This is a genomic window from Croceivirga sp. ABH4_376, assembly GCF_056160685.1.
On the sequence record NZ_JBSWXQ010000004.1, the window covers coordinates 51,217 to 67,721 of the forward strand.

Here is a 16,505-nt window from a genome sequence, read left to right on the forward strand (position 1 = left end):
ACTTTTTCTTGATTAGGACTCTTTTTCACGCTGCAAAAGTAATGTTATATTCTTACTCTTCCTATGTTACCACATTATCTTATTAGTTTTATAACATTTGTTTTGGCCTGTAAAAACTATCTTTGGCATCTTGCAAGCGCAAAACTTCCTTTTAAAAGGTATTGATGAAAGCATTAAAACACCTAAATAAATACTTTAAAAAATACTGGCTCAAATTGTTTTTGGGTGTATTAATTACCATAATTGCTAGAATTTTTTCTTTGGTAATGCCCTCTTACGTTAGCAAATCTATTAACGTAATTGAAAAGTTGACCACTAACGATATTGACAAGGCAACTGCTAATGATTTGTTGTTGCAATACATATTGGTGATTATAGGAACCGCCCTTTTATCTGCACTATTTACCTTTTTAATGAGGCAGACCATAATTAACGTTTCTAGATATATTGAGTATGACTTAAAGAACGAAGTATTTGATCATTACCAAATACTAAGTTTGGACTTTTATAAGAGAAACCGCATTGGTGACCTAATGAACCGTATAAGTGAAGATGTAACCCAAGTTAGAATGTACGGTGGCCCGGCAATAATGTACGGCATGCAAACCTTGACGCTTTTTGTTTGTCTTATTCCGTTAATGTTTATGAAGGCCCCTACCATAGCATTTTATACCTTGGTACCCTTACCAATTTTGTCTGTTTTAATTTATCAAATAAGTAAAATAATACATAAGCGTAGTACCAAAGTACAAGAATACCTTTCTACGCTATCTACTTTTGCCCAAGAATCTTTTTCTGGTGTTGCCGTGATAAAAGCGTATGGTTTAGAGCCAAAAATAAACGCAGATGTTGCCCAATTGGCTACGGAAGGAAAAAATACCAGTATGAATTTAGCCAAAGTAAACGCTTGGTTTTTCCCTTTAATGATTCTACTAATTGGAGTGAGCAATATTTTTGTAATCTACATTGGTGGAAAACAGTATCTGGCAGGAGAAGTTAGCTTGGGAATTATTGCAGAATTTATCTTGTATGTAAATATGCTTACCTGGCCCGTGGCTGTAGTTGGGTGGTTAACTTCTATAGTACAACGTGCAGAAGCTTCCCAAAAAAGAATAAACGAATTTTTAGAGGTAACGCCAACTATTACTAACACTACAACTAAAACTACACCCATTATTGGTAAAATTGAGTTTAAAAATGTAAGCTTTACCTATCCAGATACGGGTATAAAGGCCTTAAATAACGTTTCTTTTGTTTTAGAGCCTGGTAAAACCATGGCTATTTTAGGAAAAACCGGTTCTGGTAAATCTACCATTCTGGATTTGGTTGCCCGTCTTTATGACGTAGATTCCGGAGAAATCTTAATAGATGATACACCTATTAAAGAATTAAACCTAGATAGCTTAAGAAACAGTATTGGTGCCGTACCACAAGATGCGTTCCTTTTCTCAGATACAATTGCCAATAATATTAGGTTTGGCAAAGAAGACGCCACGCAAGAAGAAATAGAAGCTAAAGCCAAACAAGCTGTTGTACACAAAAACATTATTGGTTTTGCAAAAAAATATGACACCATTTTGGGAGAACGTGGCATAACCTTAAGTGGTGGCCAAAAACAACGGGTTTCTATTGCAAGAGCACTTATTAAAGAGCCTAAAATTTATCTTTTTGACGATTGTTTGTCTGCCGTAGATACAGAGACAGAAGAAAAAATATTAAAGAATTTAAAGAAAGCGGCGCAGCAAACTACTACTTTGATTGTAAGCCACAGGGTATCTTCCGCAAAAAATGCAGATACCATTATTATCATGGAAAATGGTAGCATAAAACAACAAGGTAGCCACAATGAACTAAATGGTGTAAATGGGTATTACAAACAACTTTATGAAGATCAATTAACAGAGAAAGATTAACATAAAAGTTGGTACATTATGATTTTTTTTACATTTTTGACAGAATATTGTAAGCAAATTCAATAACAGACACTACACCAAAATGAACGAAAAAGGATTAATGGAACAGGAAGAAATTTACTCAAAAGTACTGCGTGCGGGGAGACGTACTTATTTCTTTGATGTTAGAAGTACCAAAGCGGGGGATTACTATCTAACTATCACAGAAAGCAAAAAATTCACCAATGATGATGGTTCATTTCACTACAAAAAACACAAAATATACCTTTACAAGGAAGATTTTGAGTCGTTTAGGGAAATTATGAACGAGATGATGGACTACATAATTGATGAAAAAGGAATGGAAGTTATCTCTGAAAGACATCAAAAAGATTTCAAAAAAGAGGAGCAACCAATAGAAAACAGTACAGCAGAAAGCTTTACAGATGTAAGCTTTGATGATATTTAAGGCTTAAAAACCTTAATAAAATTTTAAAACGACCTGTAACCCAGGTCGTTTTTTTATTTTTAGGCTCGACTAACTCAAAACCAATCCGAGAATGAAACACAGACTTTCAATTCTGGCGGCAATACTTTTTTGCTTAACCACCCATGCACAAGAAAATTTAAATTACTACTTACCACAAAACGTTACGTATGACCCCAATATACCTACGCCTAAAGAGGTAATTGGCCACGAAGTTGGTGAGTGGCACGTAACGCATGATAAATTAAGTTTTTACATGCAAACGCTAGCAAAAAGCACCAATAGGTTTACCATAGAAGATAGAGGCACCACATTTGAGGGCAGACCTCTTTTACTATTAACGGTGACCGCTCCAGAAAATCATTCTAATTTAGAAAATATTAGAAAGGAGCATTTAGCATTAACCAATGGACAAACAGGAGCTTTAAACGTAGAAAACATGCCCATAGTGGTGTATCAGGGTTTTTCCATTCATGGTAATGAACCAAGTGGTTCTAACGCCGCGCTAGCCTATGCCTACTACTTAGCAGCCGCACAAGGTCAAGAAATAGATGCCATTTTAAAAAATACCGTAATATTACTGGACCCAAGTTTTAATCCAGATGGTTTGCAACGTTTTGCTTATTGGGCCAACATTCACAAAAGCCAGAACCTAAATCCAGATGGGAACGAAAGGGAATACCACGAGGTTTGGCCAGGTGGTAGAACCAATCATTATTGGTTTGATATGAACCGTGATTGGTTACCGGTACAATTACCGGAAAGTAGGGCCCGTATAGCATCTTTTCATAAATGGATGCCCAACATTTTAACGGACCACCACGAAATGGGAACTAATTCAACTTTCTTTTTTCAACCAGGAGAACCTACAAGAGTACACCCACTAACCCCTAAAATAAACCAAGAACTTACCAAAGAAATTGGCACCTACCATGCCAAAGCTTTGGATAAAATTGGTTCTTTATATTATTCTGAAGAAAATTACGACGATTACTATTACGGCAAAGGTTCTACCTTCCCAGATGTTAATGGGAGTATAGGAATCTTGTTTGAGCAAGGAAGTTCTAGAGGGCACATTCAAGAAAGTGAAAATGGCATATTAACCTTTCCTTTTACCATTAGAAATCAGTTTACAACAGCTTTATCTACCGTTGCGGCAGCAAATGGTATGCGTGCTAAAATTTTAAACTATCAGAAAAAATTCTATCAAGACCTTGCACAAGAAGCTACTAAAGAAAAAAATAACGCCTATGTTTTTGGTGATGAAAAGGATGCCGCAAAAGCTTGGCATTTAGCAGAAATCTTAGAAAGACAACAGATTAAATTTCATGAGTTAAAAGAAGACGCTAAGATCAACGGAAAAAACTATAAGAAAGGTTCGGCCTATGTGGTGCCCCTAAATCAAAAAAATCCAAGGTTAATACATGCCATGTTCGAAAAACGAACCACTTTTACAGATAGTTTGTTTTATGATGTATCCGCCTGGACTTTTCCCCTAGCGTTTAATTTAGATTATGAAAAAGTTACCACACTAAATAACGCTGGAAATGTGGTTACTGCATTGCAACCAATAGCAGGTAAAGTAAGTGGCCATAGCAATTATGCTTATCTATTCTCTTGGAATAATTATTATGCACCAAAAGCACTTAACCAAATTACACAGAAAGGTTTACGAGCAAAAGTTGCAAAATCTCCTTTTACGGTAGAAGGCAACAACTATGATTATGGCACTATCATGATACCCGTACAAGGGCAAGATTTGGATAGTAAAGAATTGTTTGCCTTTTTGCAAACAGTAGCAAAAGAGAGTATGTTAAACATAACCGCTGTTGGTACAGGTTCTACCGTTGGTATAGACTTGGGTAGTAATGATTTTGACCCCATTAAAAAACAGAAAGTAGCCCTTTTAGTGGGTAACGGCGTACGTTCCTATGACGCCGGCGAAATATGGCACTTATTTGATACGCGATACCAAATGAAAATTACCAAAATAGATACTGATTATTTTAACAGGGTTGATTTAAGTAGTTATACCGATTTAATTATTCCGAGCGGATATGGCAGTAATGTCTTGGACAAAAGCGGAGCAGAAAAAATTAAAGAATGGGTAAAAGATGGTGGTACCGTAATTGGTTACAGAAATGTAGCCCAATGGTTTAACAAAAATGGGTTTCTAGATTTAGAAATGCTTAAGGATACTACCTTAAAAGCCAAAAACATTCCATTTGATAAGCGTCGTGACTTCTATGGAGCCCAAGTTACCGGAGGGGCTATATTTGAAGCCAATTTAGATTTAACCCACCCTATTGGATACGGTTATAAAAATGATAAAATATCTTTATTTAGAAATACCAACATCTATTTAAAACCAGAAAAAAATAGTTTTGACAATCCTATCCAGTATACGACCAATCCACTACAAAGCGGCTATATTTCTGAAGAAAACGAAGCATTAATAAATGGTAGCGTGCCATTTAAAGTAAATAGATTGGGCCGTGGTAAAGTAATCCTGTTCACGGACAATACCAACTTTAGAGCTTTTTGGTATGGTACTAACAAATTAATGATGAACGCCATATTTTTTGGTCCAAGCATGTAGCAAGTAACCAACTAAAGAAGGAAAAGCCATGGTAATACCATGGCTTTTTTTTTGAATAAATTAACTCTACTAGTAGAATTAACTAAACTAAAATGCAATCGAAAATAATCCAAGTTAAAAGTAAGTGCATCCTGTAGTGTAAGGGTTTTAAGAAATAAAGAAAATATACTTGGGTTACTATATAAATGTCCCTAAATTTAGACGTAGCCTTAAATTTACCATTGTGATAAAAGCAACGGACATTCTTGTAAATGACGATTCTAGAATACCAAAATACAAACAGGTAGTAGATTCTTTAATAAGCCATATAGCAAAAGGGAATTTACCCATCGGCAGTAAAATTCCATCTATAAATGAACTTAGTGAGAACCTCTTGTTGTCTAGAGACACCATAGAAAAAGCGTATTCTGAGCTAAAAACAAAAAAAATAATAACCGCAGTTAAAGGCAAGGGGTTTTACGTAGCAAAGACCGATTTGATTTCTAAAATCAATGTCTTCTTTTTAATAAATAAACCCAGCTCTTACAAGATGCGCATCTACAATTCTTTTGTTAATGGTTTAGGGGTAAACGGTCATGTAAATCTTTTTATTTACCACTGCGACGAAACCTTATTTACTAGGGCCATAGAACGCAATTTAGGAGCCTATGATTACTATGTGATAATGCCACATTTTAAGAATATGAACCTAGGGCATGTAAGTGCAACCAAAAATGTGCTAGAAGTATTGAAAAAAATTCCGCAAGACCAACTTATAGTATTGGATAATGCAAGGTTAGAATTAAACGGTAATTATGGTGCCTTATATCAAGATTTTGAAAATGATATTTACAATGCCCTAAAAGAAGCCTTGGAAAGGCTTCGTAAATATGATAAACTTATTTTGGTATACCCTAGCAAAAGTGTTTTTCCGTATCCAAAACGGATTTTATACGGATTTCAAAAATTCTGTGGAGAATTCAATTTTGACTTTGAAATCCTAGATGAAATTTATGATGAAATGGAGTTACAAAGCAAGGATGTTTTTATTACCATAGAAGAAATGGACTTGGTAAATCTAGTTAGGCAAGTACGTGCCAAACAATTGGTCTTAGGTAAAGATATTGGTATAATTTCTTATAATGAAACCCCACTAAAAGAACTTTTAGGTATTACCGTAATAAGTACCGATTTTACAGCTATGGGCGAAACTGCTGCCTACATGGTACTTAGAAACAAAAGAGAAAAAGTAAAGAACGTTTTTAGCTATATAGAAAGGAATTCTGTCTAGCCTTACACCACAGGATACTTACAAAGTTATCGCATAGTACTTTTAACCACGAGTATGGTGGTACAAAAAGTTTTATTATTCTTCTTGTTTATCTCTGGTGCTGTCTTAAGTGGGCAAGAGCAAAGGTATACTTTTGGCCTAGCAGATAATACAACCAATAATTTTGAAGGTAGCCAAGCGTACACCGTAGATAGTGGTGCTGGTTGGGATTTAAATACGGACAACCACATAGCTCAACTAGACAATTGTGTTTGTCTAACTAAACCTTCCTACTTTTCGGTTACAGCAAATCCAGGTAATTATTTGGTTAAAATAGTATTGGCTAGCCCCAATAAACAGACCCAAACCACTATAAAAGCAGAATCTCGCCGTTTATTAAGCAACAATCTAATTATAGAAAAAGGCAACCACAAAGAGGTAACATATTTGGTTCATAAAATGGATACGGTAATAAACGATACGCTTTATGTAAATCTAAAAGAGAGGGAAAAACGAACTTTAAATTGGGACCATAAACTAACCTTGGAATTTTTAGGAGCTACCTGCATAAAATCCATTAGCATTACACCAACAGACTCCAAAACTATTTTTTTAGCGGGAGATTCAACCGTAACCGACCAAGATTTAGAACCTTGGGCCGCATGGGGGCAATTTTTACCTAGTTTAACCAAAGACATCTGTATTGCCAATTATGCGGCATCGGGTGCTTCGCTACATTCATTCAAAGCGAGAAATCGTCTAACAAAAATTCTTTCTCATCTAAAAAAGGGAGATTATGTTTTTATACAATTTGCCCATAACGATGAAAAACGAAAAGGCCCAAATATTGGGCCCTACGCCTCTTACACCAACTATTTAAAAGAATACATAAAAGTAATCCAAAAAAAAGGTGGGCATCCTGTATTGTTCACCCCCATTCAAAGACGCTTCTTTAAAAACGAAAAACAGCTAAAACCAACACATGGCGAATACCCAAATGCCGTAAGACTTGTGGCCAAAGAGATGCAGGTACCTCTAGTTGATTTAACCCAACTTACCTCAAAAATGTTACTTGCTTGGGGGCCGGAAGAAAGTAAAAAGGCTTATGTTCATTTTCCTAAAAACAGTTTCCCAAATCAAACAGCGGCCCTGGCAGACGATACACATTTTACCAATTTTGGAGCGTTTGAAATTGCCCAATGCGTAGCCTATAATTTAAGGGCATTAAATATAATCCCTACATCGTATTTTATAAGAGATTTACCAAAATATGATGCAGCGTTTCCAAACAACTATGAAACTTTTGAATTTAAAACCAATTCACGATTTGAAAATACCAAACCCTATGGTAACTAAACAGAATAGACCAATAAACCTGTTTATCCTATTACTTTTAAACTTTACCGCTTACCACGTAATGCATGCGCAAGAAACAGAAAAAATATACCTAAGTGGTAAAGACTTTGAACACCCGGTTACTTGGCAATTTAAATGCAGTAACGGAAATAATTGTAACCAATGGTCTACCATTAACGTACCCTCTAATTGGGAACTGCAGGGGTTTGGTGAGTATACCTACGGTAGATGGTATAAAGAATTAAACTTAAAAGAACCCAGCAAGGAAAAAGGATTTTACAAATACCGTTTTAACCTTAAACCAAACCATAAGGATAAACACATTAACCTTGTGTTTGATGGCGTTATGACAGATGCCGAAGTATTTTTAAATGGAGAAAAGGTTGGCCCCGTACATCAAGGTGGTTTCTACAGGTTTAAATATGATGTTTCTAAGTTTCTTAAATACGGTCAAGAAAACGTATTAGAGGTTACGGTAAGCAAACACTCTAAAAACGAATCTGTTAATAGGGCAGAACGGTATACAGATTGGTGGTTATTTGGTGGAATTTACCGACCGGTTTGGTTAGAAATATTACCTAAAAAACACATTGCCAAATTAAAAGTTGATGCGCAGCAAGACGGAAGCCTAAAACTAGCTACACAGTTAAGTAAAGTTGCCAAAAACGCCACCCTAAGAGTGTCCGTAAAAGAGATTACCACTAAAAATTTTAGGCAATCTCAAGAAGTTGAGTTAGGCAATGGTAAAAATGATACAATCCATACCCAATGGAAAAACATTAAACCATGGTCTCCAGAAAATCCTGTGTTGTACAATTTAAAAGTTTCATTAGTAGAAAAAGGCGAGATTTTACATACCGTAAATGAACGTATTGGTTTTAGAACCCTAGCGTTTATTAAGAAAGATGGTATTTACCTAAACGGTACCAAAATAATAATGAAAGGGGTTAACCGGCATAGTATATGGCCAGAATCTGGCCGTAGCCTTAGTAAACGTATTAGTTTGTTAGATGCCTCCTTGATCAAGGATATGAACATGAATGCCGTACGCACTCACTACCCGCCAGCGGAACATTTTCTTTCGGTTTGTGATTCTTTAGGAATTCTTGTCTTGGACGAACTGGCTGGCTGGCAAAACCCGTACGACACAAAATTAGGAGCCAAACTTGCTCAAGAAGTACTCGATAAAGATGCCAATCATCCGGCCGTTATTATTTGGGATAATGGAAATGAAGGCGGATGGGGACCAGGTGCGGACAAGGTCTTTAAAACAAAAGATTTACAAAATAGGATAGTGATACACCCTTGGTCTGATTATGATGGATGGGACACGCACCACTACCCTACTTACCAAACCGGCTTACATAGATTTACCAATGGTGAAAATGTATTTTTTCCTACGGAATTTATGCACAGCACCTATGATAATGGTGGCGGAGCAGGTCTAGCAGATTTTTGGGAAAACTATAGTAAAAGTCCGCTATTTGCTGGTGGTTTTATTTGGGCTTTTGTAGATGAGGCAGTTCTACGTACAGATTGGGAAGGCCCGCGTAGGTATGACTCTGCCGGTTCTTTGGCCCCAGATGGCATTGTAGGGCCCCATAGAGAAAAAGAAGGTAGTTATTACGCTATTAAATCTATTTTTTCTCCCGTACAGATTGCACCTGTTCAAGTTACAAAAATGTTTAAAGGTAAACTGGCCGTTAGCAACGCTAATTTATTCACCAACTTAAATGCCTTTAGCTATACTTACCAAGTAGTAAAAGCTCCTAGAAATTCATTTTATTCCAAAGATTCGGCAAGCGTAATTCATGAGGCATCACATGCATTTCCAGATATTTCTCCGGGTGAGACTAGAAATATCCATTTGAATTTACCTGCAAATTTCTTTGAAGGTGATTGGTTAAAACTAACGGCGTATAACAACAAAGGGCAAGCGGTAAATACGTTTACATGGCCCATTCATCAAGCTAAATTTTACGCCAACAAATTTCTAAAAAATACTTCTAATAAATCTAAAATAGAATTAAATACAATTGGTGAAAATATTACCATGACGGCCAACACTATTAGCCTAATCCTAAATAAAACTACTGGTTATGTTCTTAAAATTACAAGTGGCGAAAAAAGCATCCCACTAACTAACGGACCTAAACCAATTGGCATGAAAGCCGTTGTAGATTCTGTAAGGTCTTTTAAAACAGATAGCACTGCGGTAGTAGACATCTTTTACTCAGGAGCCATAGATAAAATAAGGTGGACATTGACCCAAGATGGTAAGATAAACCTTAATATGACAGCACTACAAAAAGCCAAAACCATAACAGGTTTTGACGGACCTATTTTTGATGGTAAAATCAATAGTTTTGGTTTGTCTTTTGATTATCCAGAGACTGATGTTCTAGGCTTTAAATGGTTTGGAAAAGGACCTTACCGTGTTTGGAAAAACAGGCTGGAAGGTGTTAATTATGGTCTTTGGGAAAAAGCCTATAATAATACCATTACCGGAGAGAGTTTTGAGAATTTAATTTATCCTGAATTTAAAGGCTATCATGCCAATTTTTACGCAGGAACACTCCATTCCAAAAATAATACGTTTCGGTTTTTTAGTGAAAATGAAAATACGTTTCTTAGGTTATTTACACCGGAATATCCCAAATATGCAATTAAAGGAAGAAGCCATCCACAGCCTGAGTTTCCAGAAGGGGATATTTCCTTTATGTATGAAATACCAGCCATGCGGTCATTCAAACCCATTTCGGACCATGGCCCTAATAGCCAACCAACTAACATTCGTATAAAAAAGGGAGATCAAGGAATTACCATGAGCCTTTGGTTCGATTTTATTGATTACAACAAAACAAAATGAACATATCAAAACAACTAATCACAGGCCTGTTCGCATTGATATTAATTGGCTGTGGTACTTCTAAAAAAGAAACACCCACCTTATTTACCGTAGGCGATAGTACCGTTAAAAACGGGCGTGGTGATGGTGCGGATGGTCTTTGGGGATGGGGCGATTTTTTAGAACAATACTTAGATAGCACCAAAATAAAGGTTAAAAACCATGCTTTAGGCGGCACTAGCTCTAGAACGTATATAGATAAGGGACTTTGGGATTCCGTTGTTCCAAAAATTAAAAAAGGAGATTATGTTTTAATACAGTTTGGACATAATGATGACGGCCCCATTAACGACACAATAAGGGCTAGAGGAACTATCAAGGGAGTTGGAGAGGAGACAGAAACTATAGACAACCTACTTACTGGTAAACACGAAACGGTACATTCTTATGGTTGGTACTTAAGAAAAATGGTTAACGATGTTAAAATAGCTGGAGGTAAACCTATTTTGATTACCCCCATACCTAGAAACAAATGGGTTAACAATACGGTTATACGCAATAACTCCAATTACGGTGGTTGGGTTAAACAAGTAGCCGAAGAAGAGAAAGTTCCTTACTTAAACTTGAACAATCTGCTAGCTTTGGAAATGGAAAAACTTGGCATGGAAAAAGTGATTAATACTTATTTCTACGATTGGGATGCCACACATACCAACGCAAAAGGAGCTGCGGTTGCCGCAAAATTAGTCGCCAAAAGCCTACAGCAGAAGGTTTCTTTTTTTAACAATATACTCCTAAATAATCCAGACATTCAGTTACCCCCAAAACGAACCATTTACTTAATAGGAGATTCTACTATGGCAGATAATAATAATGATAATGCCGTTGGCTGGGGTGTTCCATTTTTACAATTTGTAGATACCTTACGGGTCAATGTTCAGAATAAAGCTATTGGCGGGCGCAGTAGCAGAACATTTATGAACCAAGGACATTGGAATGCCATTAAAAGTAAACTTACCCCGCGCGATTTTGTTATAATCCAATTTGGCCACAACGATGCAGGTAACATTGATAAAGAAAAATACCGTGGCTCTTTACCTGGTATAGGAAACGATACAACCCATGTAGCATTTACTAATGATTCCATAGAAACAGTACATACATTTGGTTGGTATTTAGAGCAGTATGTAAAAGACACCAAAGCTGCAGGGGCCACACCAATACTATTCAGTTTAACTCCGCGAAACGAATGGCCTAACGGTCATGTAGAGCAACGTACGGATTCTTACATAAAATGGACTAGAGAGATAGCCCAAAACCATAATGTAAAGTATATAGATTTAAGTGACAGTATTGCAACTGCTTATGAAGTTATAGGTAAAAGTAAGGTAGCAGAATTCTTTCCTAAAGACCACACACATACGGGCCTTAAAGGGGCACAATTCAACGCTTCAATAGCAGCCAAAAGTTTAAAACAATTAAAAGGCTGTGAAATAGTCTATTTTATGAAGTAATACTAATCATAAATAGCCTTTAAATTGATATTAGCGGAATTTTCCAATTCAACTTTAGAAGCATCCAAAGTACGTAAGCTTACATTATCTATTTTCCAGTTTTGACTATGGTTTATACTACCGGCGGTTGCAGCATTAATTTGAACATCTTTTAAATACACCTCGTTAATGGTAGAAACCTCCAAACCACTTACGCTAATTGCTTTGTTGGCATGTTTTACCAAAACATTATTAAGTACAATGTTTTTAAATTGAGGAATCCCTTCTTCCTCTGGAACTGTGTTTAACATGGTTTTCCAATGCTCGGGTACTTCGTCTATATTATATTCTTTAGGTAATTTAGAATAGCTGTAGGTAGGGTTCCAGTTCATACTAATGCTTAAAAAAGTACCCACGCTATCCATTTTCATATTATCAAAAATAATATCCTCTATTATACCGCCTCTGGTAGTAGCCGATTTTAGTTTTAAACCTGCATCCGTACCCTTACCTTGTATATTATTGGCATAAATATGTCTAATACCACCACTGGTTTCACTACCAATAGTTAACAGACCGGCACCTTTACCCGTTTTACAATCCTTTATTACCACATACTCCGTTGGTTTATTTACGCGCAAGCCGTCCCAATCCCTACCCGCTTTTAGGCAAAAATTATCGTCATTACAATCAATATCACAGTTTTGTACCAAAACGTAACTACTAGAATCAATATCAATTCCGTCTGTACTAGGACCATGCCCTCCAATGTTGTTTCTAATGGTTAAACCGTCCGTGGTTATTTGTTTAGAATACAGTATTTGCACTGTCCAAAAACCGGCACGTTGTAGTGTAAGATCCTTTACTATGACGTTTTCACTGTTTTGTATTAAAACGGTCCTTGGTCTTTTAGCATCATAATCTACAATCCATCTTAAACCTTTAGGCTCATAATCGTTCTTACGCATGTTCCAATACATATCCCAAAAAACCTTACCCTGACCATCTATTGTACCCTGACCGGAAATTAGTACATTTTGCGTATCAATGGCATTCACAAGTGCCGCTGGCCATTGCATCTCAATACCTGCTACCCGGGTAGCTATTTCTTTATAATCCGAAATATTTTGGCTTCCTAGTAAGGTTACTCCCTTGTCTAAATGCAACTGTACATTTTCTTTTAAAAATATAGACCCGGAAAGATAGGTGCCTGGTCTAAATTTAACTATACCTCCACCACTAGCAGCACAAGAATCTATTGCCGTTTGTATGGCTTTGGTATTGGTAAAGCCAGCTTTGCTCTGGGCCCCAAAATCATTAGCATAAAATATGCTTTCTGGAACCGTAACGTTTTTAGCCCCTACTTTATGGGTCCAATCTGGCTCCAAACTAGTTTTGCTACCAGTGTTTGTTTTTGTCTCTTTATTTTCCTTGCAGGCTAATGTAAACACCAACAGGATTACGCTTATATATCTTGTTAGAACCATGGTTTATTGTAAATAAAAAACTTCCTTTAAATCGCCTTCTACCGGACTATTATCCAAATTTGTTTCCATAATATCTGCCATATATGCCCACCATTTTTTTACAATTGGATGATTGGGTAGAAACGAACTATCAAAATCTTTGGCTAGTTTTTGAACCGCAAAAAGAGTACCTGTATTTTCATCTAGGTAAATGGTATAGTCGCTTATCCCGGAAGTGTTTAGAAGGGATGCAAGTTCTGGCCAAATTTCATCGTGCCTTTTTTTGTATTCTTGGGCGTAGCCTGGTTTTAGTTTCATGGTAAATGCGTGTTGTCTCATAATTATCTATCTATTATTTCTGGACCATTTACAGTTGCCGCATCCTTGGCAAATTCGCTGATCAACTGCTCGTGTAATTTTTTGGTAACAATAGTATTTATAGCCGCTAGATTAAATGCTTCCTCTGGGTCTACCTCTACATTATATAATTCCAAAAGGGTATCTTGTTTAGATCTAGTACGTATTAATTTATAAGGAGGTATTAATATACTTTCTTGTAGATGCCCTCTTATGTAAAGCTGCTGTTTTTTTGTCTGCGGTTCCCCATAAAGTAGGTTTAAAAAACTAGTTCCTTCAATAGTATTGGGCTTAACGGAAGCACCCGCTATTTCCACCAAAGTTGGCAGAACATCTATGACTCCAATAAAATCGTCTATAGTTTGTTTAGAAAAATGGTTTTTCCAATAAGCAAATGCAGGTACACGTGTAGCACCCTCATAATTGGTAGTTTTATAATCTTTAAGTGGGGTATTATCGCCCAAGGTAGTATTTGGACCATGTTTACCTTGATATTGATTTTTAGGATACCAATTTTTCATGGCACCGTTATCACTCATAAAAATAATTAGCGTATTATCTAACTTTCCAGAACGCTTCAGGGAATTTAAAAGCCTACCGAACGCTATATCCAAATGTGTCATAGCGGCTGCATAATCTACCCTACTAGAATCTGCGAATATATTTCTATATGGTTTTTTGTAACGTTCCTCTTCCTGTAGCGGAAAATGGGGAGCACTATAAGCCAATGTTACAAAACTTGGTGTATTTGTTGTTGTTTCTTTATTAAAATAAGAAATGGCCGCTTCTGTTAGTAAATCAGTTACATGTCCATCTTCCTTTATAAATTTTCCGTTTTTATGCCAACTAGGATCTCCATTTTTATATTCATGGGTGTACTGGTCTATTTGGCCATGTAAAAACCCATAAGACGTATCAAACCCATATGCCTGAGGTCCATTTTCCGGGGTAAGACCTAAATGCCATTTTCCAAACAGGGCCGTTTTATAACCCAATTTTTTCATTGCTTTAGGTAAGGTTACCAAACTATCTGGCAGGGCAATTTTGCTCTTTCCGGCAATGGGTGCCACTATTCCCAATCTGCTAGCAGGCAGGCCCGTTAATAATGCGGCCCTGGAGGGTGAGCATGTTGGAGCAACATAAAATCTTTCTAGCTTAGCCCCATTGTTAGCCAAACTATCTAGAACCGGTGTTTTAATTTTAGAACCATGGTAACCCACATCGTTCCAACCGGCATCATCGGCAATTACCAATAAAATATTGGGTTGTTGTTGGGGTAATTGGTTGGACGATTTTATCTTTTTATCACAACCCCAAAAACACAAACCAACAAAAAATGAAACCAGAATCTTAAAAACCACATTATTCATCAACACTAAATATTGGTGCCGTAGTCTTTATGGGAGTATCATAAAATTGAACGGCACTGTCATTCATTTTAGGATGGGTATTTTCTAAGAGTAACAAAACCTCAGCACCAGCCAACAAAACTGGTCCGTAGCCATGCGCTGCGTACACGTTTACCGGTCTATAGTAATAAAAAGCCGGATCAAACCCCATTCCTGTTCCCACGCAGGTTCCCGTAACTTGCCCCTTTTCATTAACTTGTTCTGCCACAGCATTCCAAGCTAAACAAACAGCTGGCCCATATGCTTTTGCATCTATATACCCCCTATTAATTGCCCTTGCCATGGCATAAGTAAAAATTGCAGATGCAGAGGTTTCTAGGTAAGAATCATTTTTATCTAATAGCTGGTGCCATAGACCATTTGCCGATTGTAATTTTGCCAATCCCGAAATATGCTTTTTTAATAGCTCTAGAACCTTGTTGTAGTTTTTATGTTCTTTAGGCAAAACCTCCAATAGTTCTACCATGGTCATAACCGCCCATCCGTTTGCCCTACCCCAAAAAAATGTAGGGTGGCTTTCCATATCCATAATATAAGCGTGCATAAACAGCCCTTTTTCTGGCACAAACATGCGGTCTGCAAATTGTAAAACCTGTTGGGTAGCATCATCAAAATAGGTGTTGTTTTTGGTATATGCCCCCATTTGTGCCAAAGCGGGTACACTCATAAATAAGTCGTCTAACCAAAGTGAATTTTTCATAGGCCTATTTCTAGCCAACGTACCATCTGTTAACCTAAGTTGCTTGTTAGATATGTAATCTATAAAATTGTTGACCATGGGGTCTACATTCGCTTCTAGGCCTTCTCGTTTAGCTTTTAGCATTGCCGCACAAATAGCTCCTGCATCATCTAATGCATTTGGATGCAAAACAGAGTGCATAGGATGTTCCCCTTCTGGATGTTTTTTCTCCCATTTCTGAAATTCTGGATACAACTTGGATAAAAAGGAAATACGGTTATTGGTGTAGTTTGCATATTTAGAATCCTTAGTTGCTTGTGCAGCTAAAAGCATCCCTGCATAAGTTACCCCCCACTCATAACTTACTAACCTAAAATCTGCCGTACCAAAAGTTAAATTAACAACTTTATCTAATTTCCTAAAATCTGTAATTTCTTTTCCGTTATCCTTATTTACTATGGTTGTAGGCGTAGTTTGCTCTAAATAGGTATGTACTTTAGATAAAACCGAATTAATCTTTGCTTTATCTGGCACCCCATATGGATAATCGTACTGGGGTTGCATTAGATGCAGCGGTGCAGTAGCATCATTCATTTTTTGCTGGGCCGATAAGGCAAGACAACAAAAACAAATTAAAGGCAATAGTTTTTTGGTCTTATTCATGAATCTA

The 16,505-nt window shown here is 36.8% G+C and carries 11 protein-coding genes; 7 read left to right on the top strand and 4 right to left on the bottom strand.

Annotated elements, in window-relative coordinates:
• Window positions 1-164 precede the first annotated feature (164 nt).
• The 7 genes from ACXAGS_RS10435 (at window position 165) to ACXAGS_RS10465 (ending at window position 11,945) form a co-directional block, all read left to right on the top strand.
• Window positions 165-1,913 (top strand): ABC transporter ATP-binding protein, encoded by a 1,749-nt coding sequence (locus ACXAGS_RS10435; RefSeq protein WP_474906585.1) that lies wholly within the window; start codon window positions 165-167, stop codon window positions 1,911-1,913.
• Between the two features lie 82 nt (window positions 1,914-1,995).
• The gene (locus ACXAGS_RS10440; RefSeq protein ID WP_474906587.1) at window positions 1,996-2,361 is read left to right on the top strand and encodes a PUR family DNA/RNA-binding protein; all 366 of its coding nucleotides are present in this window, start codon (window positions 1,996-1,998) and stop codon (window positions 2,359-2,361) included.
• 91 nt (window positions 2,362-2,452) lie between these two features.
• A complete protein-coding gene (locus tag ACXAGS_RS10445; RefSeq protein WP_474906589.1) occupies window positions 2,453-4,978 on the top strand; it encodes a M14 family metallopeptidase in 2,526 nt (841 codons plus the stop codon).
• Between the two features lie 223 nt (window positions 4,979-5,201).
• A complete protein-coding gene (locus tag ACXAGS_RS10450) occupies window positions 5,202-6,248 on the top strand; it encodes a GntR family transcriptional regulator (RefSeq protein WP_474906590.1) in 1,047 nt (348 codons plus the stop codon).
• Between the two features lie 54 nt (window positions 6,249-6,302).
• Window positions 6,303-7,583 carry a rhamnogalacturonan acetylesterase gene (locus tag ACXAGS_RS10455; RefSeq protein ID WP_474906592.1) on the top strand — a complete coding sequence of 427 codons (1,281 nt, stop codon included), beginning with the start codon at window positions 6,303-6,305 and terminating at the stop codon, window positions 7,581-7,583.
• Window positions 7,573-10,452, top strand: a complete 2,880-nt coding sequence (locus tag ACXAGS_RS10460) for a glycoside hydrolase family 2 TIM barrel-domain containing protein (RefSeq protein WP_474906593.1) — start codon at window positions 7,573-7,575, stop codon at window positions 10,450-10,452. The genes ACXAGS_RS10455 and ACXAGS_RS10460 overlap by 11 nt, the downstream gene beginning before the upstream one ends.
• Window positions 10,449-11,945 (top strand): rhamnogalacturonan acetylesterase, encoded by a 1,497-nt coding sequence (locus tag ACXAGS_RS10465; protein WP_474906595.1) that lies wholly within the window; start codon window positions 10,449-10,451, stop codon window positions 11,943-11,945. Before ACXAGS_RS10460 ends, ACXAGS_RS10465 begins: the two co-directional genes overlap by 4 nt.
• A gap of 2 nt (window positions 11,946-11,947) precedes the next feature.
• On the opposite strand, the gene ACXAGS_RS10470 is transcribed toward ACXAGS_RS10465, so the two are convergent.
• From ACXAGS_RS10470 to ACXAGS_RS10485, 4 genes are read right to left on the bottom strand one after another with little or no spacing between them, the layout of a single operon-like run.
• On the bottom strand, window positions 11,948-13,411 hold the full coding sequence (locus ACXAGS_RS10470; RefSeq protein ID WP_474906596.1) for a glycoside hydrolase family 28 protein: 1,464 nt from the start codon (window positions 13,409-13,411) through the stop codon (window positions 11,948-11,950).
• A gap of 3 nt (window positions 13,412-13,414) precedes the next feature.
• Complete coding sequence (rhaM, locus tag ACXAGS_RS10475; protein ID WP_474906597.1) at window positions 13,415-13,729, bottom strand: L-rhamnose mutarotase; 315 nt, start codon at window positions 13,727-13,729, stop codon at window positions 13,415-13,417.
• A gap of 2 nt (window positions 13,730-13,731) precedes the next feature.
• A complete protein-coding gene (locus ACXAGS_RS10480; protein WP_474906599.1) occupies window positions 13,732-15,117 on the bottom strand; it encodes a sulfatase-like hydrolase/transferase in 1,386 nt (461 codons plus the stop codon).
• Complete coding sequence (locus ACXAGS_RS10485) at window positions 15,110-16,498, bottom strand: glycoside hydrolase family 88/105 protein (RefSeq protein ID WP_474906600.1); 1,389 nt, start codon at window positions 16,496-16,498, stop codon at window positions 15,110-15,112. The genes ACXAGS_RS10480 and ACXAGS_RS10485 overlap by 8 nt, the downstream gene beginning before the upstream one ends.
• Window positions 16,499-16,505 lie beyond the last annotated feature (7 nt).